Source organism: Intestinimonas butyriciproducens, from assembly GCF_016901775.1.
GTDB lineage: Bacteria > Bacillota > Clostridia > Oscillospirales > Butyricicoccaceae > Pseudobutyricicoccus.
On the sequence record NZ_JACJKW010000020.1, the window covers coordinates 1 to 13,060 of the forward strand.

Below are 13,060 nucleotides of genomic sequence, written 5' to 3' on the forward strand. Positions count from 1 at the left end.
CAAAAGTACTACTTTCGAAACTCAAATAAATCTCTCAGGGTCCTTGTCTCTTTTGGCGTTGTTTAATTTACAATGTGCTAATTTGTCTCGCACCCTTCGCTCAGGACCGTGTCCCTCGCTGTGGTGCCTGATCATCTTACCACACTCACTCGCGTTTGTCAACTACTTTTTTCAAGGTTTCTTTCGGATTCAACCGAGAACCGTTGATTTCGTTGGCATCCTGCGAAGTGCAGCTCGATAATTCTATCAGATCCGAATCCCTTTGTCAAGAACTTTTTTCGAAGCTCCTGACCGGTCTTTCCGATCCTCACCGCCCCTCGCGGGACAGCTTGGTTAGTATACCGCCTTTTTCCCCTTTTGTCAACACTTTTTCAATCTTTTTTGCTTTTCTTTTATATTTCTTTGATGAAGCTATGAACAGTATCGGCAGCAAGGGGGATCAGGGATAGAAAAACCCCTCCAGCCGATGCTGGAGGGGTTTCTTTTTACCGATAAGACTTCTTCTTGGCGCGGGCCGCTTCGGACTTCTTGCGGCGCTTGACGCTGGGGCTTTCATAATGTTCTCTCTTACGGAGCTCGGAAAGCACGCCCGACTTTGCACAAGAACGCTTAAAGCGTCTCAGTGCGCTGTCCAAAGATTCATTATCTTTTACGCGGATCTCTGACATTTCATTCCCTCCCCCCGTGTTATAACCAATCAGTATAGGCAGATTTAAACACTCCTATATTATACGCAGGCAAGGGTGGTTTGTCAACTGTAAATCACGCGGGTTTTACAACTATATTGACGATTCTGCCGGGAATGACAATGACTTTCACCACTTGCATCCCCGAAAGAGCCGCCGCCACTTTGGGCTCAGCCATGGCCTTCTCCTGAATCTGCTCCTTGGTATCCTGGACGCCGATCCACACAGTGGCCTTCACCTTGCCGTTGATCTGCACACCGATCTCCAGGGTGTCGTCCACCGTTTTGCTCTCGTCATATTTGGGCCAGGGAGCGTACACCAGCATTTCCGTGCCGCCCATGCGCTCATTCAGCTCCTCACAGATATGAGGTGCAAAGGGAGAAAGCAGCAGAATAAAGGTCTTGTACTCCGCCTGGTTGACTCCATTGTCTCCAAAGGTGTTGAGCAGGCTCATCAAGGCCGCAATGGCTGTATTGAACTTCAGGTTCTCAATGTCCTCAGTGACCTTTTTGATGGTCTTGTGCATTTCCCCTTCGTTCTTCTGGGTATAGCTGTCCCCAGGCTGCACCTGATCAAACAGGGCCCATACCCGCTCCAGGAAGCGGCGGCAGCCCTTGACGGCGTTCTGGGACCAGGGAGCGGCCTTTTCAAAGTCGCCCAGGAACATCTCATACAGACGCATGGTGTCGGCGCCATAGTCCCGCACAATGTCGTCCGGGTTGATGACATTGCCCCGGCTCTTGGACATCTTTTCGCCGCCTTCGCCCAGGATCATACCATGGCTGGTGCGCTTCCGATAGGGTTCGGGCTGAGGCACAACGCCGATATCATAAAGGAACTTGTGCCAGAAACGAGAATAGAGCAGATGGAGAGTGGTATGCTCCATACCGCCGTTGTACCAGTCCACCGGCATCCAGTATTCCAGAGCTTCCTTGGAGGCCAGCTCCTTGTCGTTACAGGGATCACAATAGCGGAGGAAATACCAGCTGGAACCGGCCCACTGGGGCATGGTATCGGTTTCCCGCTTGGCAGGGGCGCCGCAATGGGGGCAGGCGGTATTGACCCAGTCGGTCATCTTGGCCAGGGGAGATTCGCCGTCGTCGGTAGGCTCATAGGAATCCACTTCAGGCAGGCGCAGGGGCAGCTGATCCTCCGGCACCGGAACCCAGCCGCATTTTTCACAATAAACCAGAGGAATGGGCTCGCCCCAATACCGCTGACGGGAGAACACCCAGTCACGGAGTTTATAGTTGACCTTGGTTTCGCCTTTCTTCTCTTTTTCCAGCCATTCCACGATCTTGACCTTGGCTTCTTCCACGGTCAAGCCGTCCAGGAAGCCGGAATTGACCATAATGCCGGTCTCGCAATCGGTGAAGGCTTCCTTCTCCACATCTCCGCCCTTGACCACTTCGATGATGGGCAGTTCAAATTTCTTGGCAAACTCCCAGTCACGGGTGTCATGAGCCGGCACAGCCATGATGGCGCCGGTGCCATAGGACATGAGTACATAGTCGGAAACAAAAATGGGGATCTCCTGGTTGTTCACAGGATTGATGCCCCGGACGCCTTCAATGCACACGCCGGTTTTTTCCTTCACCAGCTCGGTGCGCTCAAAGTCGGATTTCCGGGCAGACTGCTGCTGATACTCCCGGACAGCGTCCATGTTCTGGATCTTCCCGGCCCATTTTTCGATATAGGGATGCTCGGGAGAGATAACCATATAAGTGGCGCCGAACAGGGTATCAGGCCGGGTGGTATAGATCTCCAGCACATCGCCCTCTGTGGTGTCAAAACGCACCTGGGCACCGGTGGAGCGGCCGATCCAGTTGCGCTGCTGGGTCTTGACCCGCTCGATATAGTCCACCTGATCCAGATCGTCCAGCAGGCGCTGGGCGTATTCGGTGATTTTCAGCATCCACTGGCTCTTTTCCTTGCGGATGACCGGGCTGCCACACCGCTCGCACACGCCATTGACCACTTCTTCGTTGGCCAGCACGCATTTGCAGGATGTGCACCAGTTGACAGGCATGGTGGTCTTATAGGCCAGGCCCTTTTTGAACAGCTGAAGGAAGATCCACTGGGTCCACTTATAATAGGAAGGATCGGTGGTATTGACCTCCCGGGCCCAGTCAAAGGACAGGCCCAAAGAACGCAGCTGGCTCTTGAAGCGGGCCACATTCTGCCGGGTCACTTCTTCCGGATGCACATGGTTTTTGATGGCATAGTTTTCAGTGGGCAGGCCAAAAGCATCCCAGCCCATGGGGAAGAGCACATTATAGCCTTCCATCCGCCGTTTCCGGGCCACGATATCCATGGCAGTATAGGGCCGGGGATGGCCTACATGGAGACCCTGGCCCGAAGGATAGGGGAACTCCACCAGAGCGTAATACTTGGGCTTGTCGTATTTGTTTTCCGCCCGGAAGGCCTGGGCCTCCTCCCACTTATCCTGCCATTTGTGTTCTATGGCCGTGTAATCATACTTCATTTTGTTTCCTCTTCCTTCTTTACAAGATAGGGCTCTACATCCACTTTCTGGGCATCGGACCAGAGCCGCTCAATAGCATACAGTTCCCGGGCTTCCTCCAGGAAGATATGGACCACAACGCTGGTGTAATCCATCAGAATCCAGTTGGATGTGACCCCTTCGATGTGATGGGGCACCACTTCATGCTCCCGCTTCAGCTTCAGTTCGATCTCTTCGCTGAGAGCCCGGATATGGGTGGTGGATGTGCCGGTCATCACCACAAAGTAGTCGGTGAGGGTGGTCTGCTCAAAAACCCGGATGGCAGTGATGTCCCGGGCCTTTTTGCTGTCCGCTGCCCGGACAATGGCCTCCAGTGTCTGTTCAGGTGTCATATATTTTCCTCCGATTGTTCGTGATGGGTTTTCACTTATGGCGTGGTTGGCTGCTGAATCCCCGGGTCGGTATCCCCTGTCTCCGGCGTAATGGGCTCCGGTGTGGGTTCCGGTTCCGGCTCAGGAGTGGGCTCCGGTTCCGGTTCCGGGGTAGGTTCTGGCTCAGGCTCCGGTGTCACCGTTTCGTTTCCGCCGCCTTCCGGCTCTGTGGGTGTATTGGTCTCGCCGCCGGGCTGGGTGGTGGAACCTCCGTCGTCCGGCTTATTCCCGGATGAGCTGGAAGAACCAGAACCGGAACTGGAACCAGAGCTGGAGCTGGAGCCGGAGTTCTGGGCCGGCGGTTCGTCGTCCTCCCCTTCCGAAGAACTGCTGGAAGAAGAACCGGAATCCGCCGGGGCCGATGTGGAATAACGGCTGATATCGATCAGGTTGAGCTTGGTCACATCCTCGGTATAGGGATTGAGCAGCTCATTGACCATTTCCAATATGTTTTCCTCTTCCGGCACAAAATAGGACTGCATATGGCCATAATCCGCCTCATAAAGGTAGGCTGCATGGCCGGGCAGAGTGGTCATATTGATGTTGTTGAAGTCCATCTTCAGAGCCTGCATCCCAAACCAGGTCAGCTCGCTGAGGGTCAGGTTGGTCTCGGTGTTGTCCAGCACGGCTTTGGTCATATCTCCCAGGTTGAGCAGGTTCTGGGGGCTGAGGATCTTCTTGGCCACAGTGCGCAGAAATTCCTGCTGCATCTTGATACGGCCGATGTCTCCTTCTGCATAGCCGCCCTTGACGCCCGGGTTATTCTGGCGGAAGCGCACCAGCTGAATGGCCTTTTCGCCGTCCAGATGCTGCATTCCCGGCTCCAGATAGATATGGAGATCCTGGGAAGGATCGTCCCACACCATATAGGTAGGCACATTGAAGTCCACGCCGCCGATGAGATCGATCAGCTCTTCAAAACCTTCAAAGCTGACCACCACATACCGGTCGATGGGAATGCCCAGCAGCATCTCCAGCTCTTTTTCCAACTGTTCCGGACCGCCGTTGAAGCCGCCGTTGATCTTTTTGATCTTCCGCTTCACATTGGACATGGTATCCCGGGGGATGTTTACCATATTCACTTCCTGGGTCTTTACATTATAGGAAGCCACAATGATGGTATCGGTACGGGTGCCGCCATCGTCGGTGCCGCAGAACATGAAGGTATAATAATCGTCCTTCCGTTCCCGGTCTCCGTCTTCAATGAACGGTTCCACCAAGTCGGCATAGGGGTCTTCCTCCCCTTCGCCCAAAGTGATCTCCGGCTCCTTCACCGATACATCGGGGGGCTTTGCAAATGCCTTCAGGAAGGCATATACCCCTACGCCCAGCACCAGCAGCACCCCCAGAACGATCAAAGGGATATACCGGGCTTTCAGGCGCTTCTTTTTCTTTTTTCCGCTCTGGAGCTTGCTCTCCTGCCCCTGGCCAGGTTTTCCAGGATCTTTTTGTGGCTGATCCGGCTGTGCTGCCGTCTCTTTGCTTTTGCCCTGGCCCTTGGCTGCGCCCTCCGGCTGCTTCTCCGGAACAGAAGCGCCGGGAAGGGCCTCTTCTCCCTTTCCCACATTGTCCCGGGAAGGGGCGCCGGCTTTCTCTTCCTGTGTGTCCACCTGGGGAAGAGGAGCCGTCTCGTCATGGACGGCAGAAGGCTTTCTGCCGTGATTTCCGCCAAATATCTTCATTTCCCATTCTCTTTCTTTGACCGCAGATCGTCCAATGCTTCCTGTGAGCGCCGGTCAGGCTCTCTGCCCTTTTGGCGCACATGCTCTATGGTGTCGCTCAGTGCCTGTATCATGGCCTGATCCAGATCCTGCCGGCACAGACTCCGCAACCGGTCCACCCCCGGATAATCCCGGCCCGGCTCAATGCAATCGGCCAGGTAAATGATCTTGTCCAGGGTAGTCATATCCCGATCCCCCGTGGTATGGCGGGCGATGGCCTGCACCACCTGGGGACTGGAGCCGAATTTGTCCTGCGCCAACGCTGCGGCCGTCTTCCCGTGGAGCAGGGCGGTGTTCTGTTCACCATAGTCAAAAATTATATCGTACTGGCGGCATAATTTCAACTGCTCCTCGATACTCAGGCACTTGGTGGCATCATGGAGCAAAGCCGCCTCCCGGGCCTCTTCCTCCGATACGCCGTATTGCCGGGCCAGAGAAGCCGCCATCTCTTCCACGCCCAGGGTATGGCGCCAGCGTTTTTCGGTCAGATGCTGCCGCACCCTTTCCCCCAGCTCTTCCAGCCGGCGGGAAGGCTGATACAGACCATGGCTCTGAATATACCGGGCCACATCCTCATCCAGCTCGCCATCACCGCTCCCGGACACCAGATCCTGGCGCACCTGGGTGGAGCTGAGAACGGTAACCGGGCAGGACACCACCTGACTTTCCGCTCCCAGGGTCTCTTGGAGAAAAACCTGCTGTCGCTGGATCTTTTCCTTTTCCTGTTCCTCCCGGGCCACCACAGCCAGACGGCAATAACGGGCGATCTTCTCCGGTTTCCGCCATTTATGAAAGGAAAAAAACATATCCGTTCCCATGATCAGCCAGAAATCGGCCCCTGGATATTCTGCGGCCAGCTGTTCCACTGTATCGCAGGTGTAGCTGGGCCCCAGGCGGGAGAGTTCCAGATCACACACCTGGGCCCGGGGAATCTTCCGGGCGATGATCTCTGTCATTTCCAGCCGCTGGCGGGGCGTGGCACTGCCAGTGGGCATGGATTTGTGGGGCGGCACAAAGGCGGGAATGAGAAGCAGCCGGGTCAGCTCCAGCTGCCGGACACAGGCCTCCGCCGCCCGCTGGTGCCCCAGGTGGGGCGGGTTGAAGGTGCCGCCGAACAGGCCGATGCGGGTTTTCTCCCCTTTATTTTCCAAGATCGATCACCGGGTTCTTTTCGTTCTTCTTATAGAGCACGAACCGGGAGCCGATGCACTGTACCGGTTCGGCCCCGATGGCCTCCGCCAAGACTTCGCAGGCCTCCCGGGTGGTGAGCAGAGCGCTTTCCAGCACCCGCACCTTGATCAGTTCCTTGTTGGAGATGGCCTGCTGGGCCTGGGTAATGACGCTTTCGGTGATGCCGCCCTTGCCGATCTGCATGACGGTGTCCAGGCCATTGGCCAGGGAGCGGAGAGCCGCTCTTTGCTTGGATGTGATCATGTTATTTTTTCTCCTCTTCTTTGCCTTTCATTTCTTCCGCCAATCCGGCGGCGCACTGTGCCATGGCCCGGGCCCGGTGGGAAATTTTATTCTTTTCTTCCCCAGGCATCTGGGCAAAGGTCATCTGATATTCCGGCAGATAAAACACAGGGTCATAGCCAAATCCCCCCTGGCCCTGGGGCTCTTCCAGCACCAGGCCGGGGCATTCCCCCCGCCACACCCGTTCGGTGCCGTCGGGAAAGACGCAGGCCACCGCCGAGACAAAGCGGGCGCTCCGCTTCTCCCGGGGGATGTCCTTCATATTGTGGAGCAAAAACTGAAGCCGGTCCCAGTCGCTGCCCGGACAATAGCGGGCCGAGTGGATCCCCGGTGCGCCCCCCAGGGCGTCCACCGCCAGGCCGGAGTCATCGGCCAGAGCCGGAAGGCCGGAGGCCTTGCAGGCCGCCCGGGCCTTGATGAGGGCGTTTTCCTCAAAAGTATCCCCATCTTCTTCCGGCTGGGTGTGCACGCCTGCTTCCTCCATGGACAAAACCTCAATGCCCAGCCCCTGGAGAATGGCGCTCATCTCCCCTTTTTTCTTTTGGTTGTTGGATGCCAGCACAAATCTCACAGCAGATCACCTATGGCTTCTTTCTGGGCGGCGATCAGCTCACCGATACCCTTTTCCGCCAGGGCATACATAGCGTCCATTTCCTTTTTGGAGAAAGGCCGCTCTTCTCCGGTGCCCTGAAGTTCGATGATGTTGCCCTTGTCGTCCATGATGAAGTTGAAATCCACCTGGGCGCCGCTGTCCTCCACATAGCAAAGGTCCAGCAGAGGGTTGTCACTGACCATGCCGCAGCTCACCGCCGCCACATAGCTCCGCAGAGGCAGCTTTTTGAAAATGCCCTCCTGGCGCAGTTTGTCAAGGGCCAGCACCAAAGCCACAAAACCGCCGGTGATGGAGGCGCAGCGGGTGCCGCCGTCGGCCTGGATCACATCGCAGTCGATGGTGATGGTCCGCTCGCCCAGAGCATCCATATCGGTGACCGAGCGAAGGGCCCGGCCCACCAGGCGCTGGATCTCCGCCGAGCGGGGGGAGAGCTTTAATTTGCTCACATCCCGCCGTCCACGGGTGTTGGTGGCCCGGGGCAGCATGGAGTATTCCGCTGTCACCCAGCCGCTGCCGCTTCCCTTTTTGAACGGCGGCACACCCTCTTCCACAGTGGCGTTGCAGATCACCTTGGTGTCGCCGCACTCAATGAGCACCGATCCCTCCGGGTATTTGATAAAATCTTTGGCAATGGTCACCGGCCGCATTTCCTCCGGCTGCCGTCCGTCATAGCGTCTCATCGGTTGTTCCTCCTTCTCTATTCAAAAAAGGCCTGCACAAATTGGCCCGCGTCAAATTCCAGCAGATCGTCGGCGGTCTCGCCCACGCCGATGAACTTCACCGGCACGCCCAATCGGGCGGAAATATTGATGGCGATGCCGCCCTTGGCGGTGCCGTCCAGCTTGGTGAGCACCAGCCCGGTGAGGGTGGCCGCCTGATTGAACTGCTCGGCCTGGCTCAGGGCATTCTGGCCGGTAACGGCATCCAGCACCAGCAAGGTCTCCTTGTCGGCCTGGGGCAGTTCCCGGTCGATGACCCGGTTGATTTTGGCCAGTTCGTTCATCAGATTGGTCTTGTTGTGAAGCCTCCCGGCGGTGTCGCAGATGACCACATCCACCCCTCTGGCTTTGGCCGCAGAAATAGCGTCAAACACCACCGCCGCCGGGTCCGCTCCTTCGCTGTGGCGGACGATATCGGCGCCGCACCGGTCGGCCCACACCGTCAGCTGATCCGCCGCAGCGGCCCGGAAGGTGTCGGCCGCGGCAAAGAGCACCTTTTTCCCCTGGGCCGTCAATTTCTGCCCCAGCTTGCCGATGGTGGTGGTTTTGCCCACGCCGTTGACCCCGATGACCAGAATCACCGAAGGATGGGTATTGAGATGGAGCCCATCGTTGGGGGTCATTTTTTCGGTGAGAATCTGGCACAGAGCCTCCACCAGTTCTTCCTTGGTTTCGATGCTCTGGCGCTTGGCCCGCTCCCGCAGCTCATCAATGGTCTCGGCGGCAGTCTGGGCCCCGATATCCGACAGAATCAGTGCATCCTCCAGCTCTTCCAGGGTCTCTTCGTCCACCTTGCGGAACACCGACAGCACCGAATCCAGCGTTTCGCCGATGTTCTCTTTGGTCTTTTGCAGACCGCTGCGGATCTTATCAAAAAATCCCATGTTTCTCTTTCCTCCTGATTGATTACTCCATCTATTCTTCCATCTGATCCTGAAGGGAAACCCCCAGTTTTTCTTCCACCTGGTTCAGTTGCAGCCGCAGCAGCTTGGTCACGCCCTGCTCCTGCATAGTGACCCCGTAAAGGATATCCGAGCCTTCCATGGTTCCCCGGCGATGGGTGATCAGGATAAACTGGGTGCTTTGGCACAGCCGGCGCATATATCCCACATACCGCAGCACATTCACATCGTCCAGGGCGGCCTCGATCTCATCCAGCACACAGAAAGGAGTGGGCCGCACTTTCAGAATGGCAAAATAAAGCACAATGGCCACCAGAGCCTTTTCCCCGCCGGAAAGCAGGGATATGGCCCGCTGGCTCTTCCCGGGCAGTTCCACATGAATATCGATGCCGCACTCCAGGATGTCTTCCCCTTCCTCCAGCTGCAGCCAGGCTTTTCCCCCGCCGAACAGCTCTTGGAAGGTTTCGCCGAAGTGTTTGTCGATACGCACAAATTCCCGGCTGAAGATCTCCCGCATATTCTGGGTAAGATCGCCGATGATCTCCAGAAGATCACCTTTGGCCTTCTCCAGATCCCGTCTCTGATCTTCCAAAAACCGGTATCGCTCATGGACCTTCTGGTATTCCTCGATGGCTCCGATGTTCACCGGACCCAGTTTTTTGATCTCGCTGCGCAGCTGCCCCGACCGACGCTGGGCTTCGCTGCGGTTTTCCATGGGCTGCTGGATCTGCTGGGCCCCGGTGGGAGTCAGCTCATAGCTTTCCCACATTTTGTCCAGAACCTGCTTTTCCTCCATCTGAAGCTGGCTGAACTTGCCTTCCAACCGGGCCTTTTCCCGCTCCATGCGCAATATCTCGTCGTTCTTCTCCTGAGCCTGCCGCCCATTTCGGGTGCGCTGGCCCTCGATTTCCAGCTTTTCTTTTGCCAGCGTCTCCAGCTGGCTCTGCTTTTTCTCCCGCAAAGCGGCATATTCCTTTTTAACCGCTTCTTTTTCCTCCATCTGCCGGGAAAGATCCTTTTCCTCCTGGGAAAGCTTCTCCATCTCCCGCTGCCGCTCTTCCCGGTCTCCGGAAAGGGAGCGGAGCAGCTCTTCCAGCTGAAAGAGGCTTTGCTCCAGCGCTCCAAGACGGCTCTCCTCCTGGGCCTTTCCAGCCCGCTTTTCCAGCAGCTGTCCTTCCAAAGCCCGGCGGCTCTCTTCCAGCTCCCGGCCTTCTGCCAAAAGGCTTTCCAGATGGCATGCCGCCTCTTCCTGTCCTTTCGCCGCTTCCTCCCTGGCCTGTCTGTTTTCCGCAAGTCTTGTCTCCAGTGTTCTGCGGCGCTCCTGGGAGCTTCCCTGCTCTTCCAGCAGTCCCTCCAAAGCCTGGCGCAGACTTCCCAGCAGCAAAGCGTGCTGCCCTTGCCGGGCCTTCAGGGATTGCAGAGCCCCTTGGGCCTGGTTCTTCTCTTCCTGGACGGCCTGGGCATCATTTTCTGCCTTCTTCCAATCGCCCTGGGCCTTCTGCACCTGTCCGGCCAACTCCCGCAAATCGCTGCTTTTTTCCTCCAGCGCCTGCTGCAGCCGGGCAATCTCGTTTTTCCTGGAAAGGATGCCGGTGTTTTTGTTCAGGCTGCCACCGGTCATGGCGCCGGAATTGCTCATCAGCTGGCCGTCCAGGGTGACCATCCGATACCGGTGGGGATAGCGGCGGGACAGGCGTATGGCGCTGTCCAGATCTTCCACCACCGCTGTGCCTCCCAAAAGGCTGCGCACTACATTGTCATAAATGGGCCGCCGCTGTACCAGGGTATCGGCCATACCCACAAATCCCGGCTCACCCTCCAACGGACGGCCATCCGTCTTCCGGGGGGCCATGGCCGATACCGGCAAAAAGGTGGCCCGCCCCAGATCCCGGCTTTTCAGAAAGCCAATGGCCTGTTTGGCGCTTTCCTCGTCCGTTGTGACGATATTGCTCATGGCCGCGCCCAAAGCGATCTCAATGGCCACGGCGTGTTCGTCCCCCACCGAGATCAGCTGGGATACCGGCCCATGGATGCCGGAAAGCACCCCCTTCCGGGCAGCTTCCAGGGTCTGACGCACCGCCCGGCCAAAGCCTTCGTGATCCCGCTCCAATGCCTGGAGCATTTCCAACCGATCGGAAAGAGCGCCTGTGACCCGCTTTTCCTCCTGGTATGTTTCCAGCAGCTTCTGGGCCTTTTCCCGCCGCATTTTCACCCGAAGCAGAAAGCCCCCCAGCATATTCTCTGTACTTTCCGCCTGCTCCCGGCCTTTTTCCAGAAGGCTTTCCAGGTTCCGGGCTTCTTTTTCTTCTTGCTCCAGCCGTTCTTTAGCCCGGGAAAGTTCCGATTCCCGGTCTTTGTCCCGGCTTTCCATCTCCTGTCCGCCGCTTTCCAAAGCAGCTTCCACGATTTCCAGCTGATGCAGCCGCTGGCTGCATTGGCTGAGTGTCTCCCGGGCTTTCGCTTCTCTCTGTGCCTGTTCCTGCAGCTGCGCCTCCAGCTTCTTCTGCTGCTGAAGGATCTCCGCCTCCTCCCGCTCCCGGGCCGCCAGGCTCCTGCGGCTTTCCTCCCGTTGCTGCTCCTGGGCGGTTTTCTGGCTCAGAAGACCGTCCTGGCGGGTATGGTGCGTTTCCAGCTCCCGCTCCAGACGCCGGGCGTTCTGCCGGCCATTTTCCCGCTGGGTCCCCAGCACGGCAATATCACTTTCCAGAGAATGGATCCGGTTTTCGATGTTGCGCAGTTCCACCCGGCCCTGCTCGGTCTCCAGCTCCTTGTTCCGCATGGATGCAAGAAGGCGCTCACCTTCTTCGTACAGTTCTTCCAGCTCCCGCCCCCGGGCGGAAAGCATCCGCTGGGCATTGTCCAGGTCCACTTTGGCTTTTTGCCGGTTTTCCCCCAGCTTGGCCAGGGAATCCATCCAGAGAGAAACTTCCAGCACCCGCAGTTCATCCCGAAGCAGTAAAAACTGCCGGGCCGCCTGGGCCTGCTTTTCCAGCGGGCCCACCTGGCTTTGAAGTTCGGTGATGATGTCCCGGATGCGCACCAGATTGTCCTCGGTGGCGCTGAGGCGGCGCTGGGCTTCATTGCGTTTATAACGGTAGCGGGTAATGCCGGCGGCTTCCTCAAAGATCTCCCGGCGTTCGCCGCTTTTGACAGCCAGAATCTCATCGATGCGGCCCTGACCGATGATGGAATAGCCCTCCCGTCCCAGGCCGGTATCCATCAGCAGTTCGTGCACATCCTTCAGACGCACCGGTTTTTTGTTGATAAAGAACTCGCTTTCCCCAGAGCGGTAATAACGGCGGGTCACGGCCACCTCATCATAGTCCAGAGGAAGGCTGTGATCCCCATTGTCCACAGTGAGGGTCACTTCGCAAAAACCCAGGGGACGGCGGCGCTGGGTTCCGCCGAAAACCACATCCTCCATCCGGCTGCCCCGCAGGTTGCGGGAGGACTGTTCTCCCAGCACCCAGCGGATAGCGTCCACCAGATTGGACTTGCCCGAGCCATTGGGGCCCACGATGGCGGTGATCCCGCTGCTGAAATCCAGCCGTGTCTTATCGGGAAAGGATTTAAACCCCTGGATCTCAAGGGATTTCAGATACAAAGCCACACCCCCGCAGAAATTCTTCCATATTCAATTTATTGTATCAACTCCTGGGGAACTTTTCAACATTATGAAGAAAGAAAAAAGCCGGAACGCAAAAAAGCGTTCCGGCCACAAAGGCATTGTTACTTCTGCACCTTCAGCTGAAGCTCATCAATGAGCTGGAGGGCATGTTCGGGGCCATCCACCAGATAGGGAGTATTGTCCACAAAGAGGGTGGGCAGACCCACGCGGCTTTCCTTCCGGATCTCTTCAAAGGCAGGATAGGTGTCCCGCACCTTCAGGAACTGACGGAGATAGCCGATGCTGGAGGTAACATCGATATAGACAAAGCGTACATTGTTCTGGGAAAGAACCTCTTTCACCGGGGGGCAGGTCTTTCAAAGGGGACTGCCATACAAAATAATTTTACGCATAAAAGAGTACCGCCTTTCCAATTATCAGTGT

The 13,060-nt window shown here is 57.0% G+C and carries 11 protein-coding genes; all 11 read right to left on the reverse strand.

What is annotated here, in order from left to right; all coding sequences use genetic code 11:
- Nucleotides 1-485: 485 nt before the first annotated feature.
- The 11 genes from rpsU to H6A25_RS10525 all read right to left on the reverse strand — a co-directional run bounded on the left by rpsU (nt 486) and on the right by H6A25_RS10525 (nt 12,978).
- Entirely contained in the window at nt 486-668 is a 183-nt protein-coding gene (gene rpsU / locus H6A25_RS10475) for a 30S ribosomal protein S21 (protein WP_118427819.1), read from the reverse strand.
- Nucleotides 669-762: 94 nt separating this feature from the next.
- On the reverse strand, nt 763-3,171 hold the full coding sequence (gene leuS / locus H6A25_RS10480) for a leucine--tRNA ligase (protein ID WP_204752074.1): 2,409 nt from the start codon (nt 3,169-3,171) through the stop codon (nt 763-765).
- A complete protein-coding gene (gene rsfS, locus H6A25_RS10485; RefSeq protein ID WP_204752075.1) occupies nt 3,168-3,542 on the reverse strand; it encodes a ribosome silencing factor in 375 nt (124 codons plus the stop codon). Before rsfS ends, leuS begins: the two co-directional genes overlap by 4 nt.
- 35 nt (nt 3,543-3,577) lie before the next feature.
- Nucleotides 3,578-5,263: an LCP family protein gene (locus H6A25_RS10490; RefSeq protein WP_204752076.1), complete on the reverse strand. Its 1,686-nt coding sequence runs from the start codon at nt 5,261-5,263 to the stop codon at nt 3,578-3,580.
- Nucleotides 5,260-6,453 (reverse strand): nicotinate (nicotinamide) nucleotide adenylyltransferase, encoded by a 1,194-nt coding sequence (gene nadD, locus H6A25_RS10495; protein ID WP_204752077.1) that lies wholly within the window; start codon nt 6,451-6,453, stop codon nt 5,260-5,262. Before nadD ends, H6A25_RS10490 begins: the two co-directional genes overlap by 4 nt.
- Nucleotides 6,443-6,736 (reverse strand): YhbY family RNA-binding protein, encoded by a 294-nt coding sequence (locus H6A25_RS10500; RefSeq protein WP_204752078.1) that lies wholly within the window; start codon nt 6,734-6,736, stop codon nt 6,443-6,445. Before H6A25_RS10500 ends, nadD begins: the two co-directional genes overlap by 11 nt.
- 1 nt (nt 6,737) lies before the next feature.
- Complete coding sequence (gene rdgB, locus H6A25_RS10505) at nt 6,738-7,346, reverse strand: RdgB/HAM1 family non-canonical purine NTP pyrophosphatase (RefSeq protein ID WP_204752079.1); 609 nt, start codon at nt 7,344-7,346, stop codon at nt 6,738-6,740.
- Nucleotides 7,343-8,068 carry a ribonuclease PH gene (gene rph / locus H6A25_RS10510; protein WP_204752080.1) on the reverse strand — a complete coding sequence of 242 codons (726 nt, stop codon included), beginning with the start codon at nt 8,066-8,068 and terminating at the stop codon, nt 7,343-7,345. Before rph ends, rdgB begins: the two co-directional genes overlap by 4 nt.
- Before the next feature lie 17 nt (nt 8,069-8,085).
- A complete protein-coding gene (gene ftsY, locus H6A25_RS10515) occupies nt 8,086-8,991 on the reverse strand; it encodes a signal recognition particle-docking protein FtsY (protein WP_118427812.1) in 906 nt (301 codons plus the stop codon).
- 31 nt (nt 8,992-9,022) lie between these two features.
- Nucleotides 9,023-12,613: a chromosome segregation protein SMC gene (gene smc / locus H6A25_RS10520; protein ID WP_204752081.1), complete on the reverse strand. Its 3,591-nt coding sequence runs from the start codon at nt 12,611-12,613 to the stop codon at nt 9,023-9,025.
- A gap of 125 nt (nt 12,614-12,738) precedes the next feature.
- Nucleotides 12,739-12,978 (reverse strand): hypothetical protein, encoded by a 240-nt coding sequence (locus H6A25_RS10525; protein WP_204752082.1) that lies wholly within the window; start codon nt 12,976-12,978, stop codon nt 12,739-12,741.
- Between the last annotated feature and the right edge of the window lie 82 nt (nt 12,979-13,060).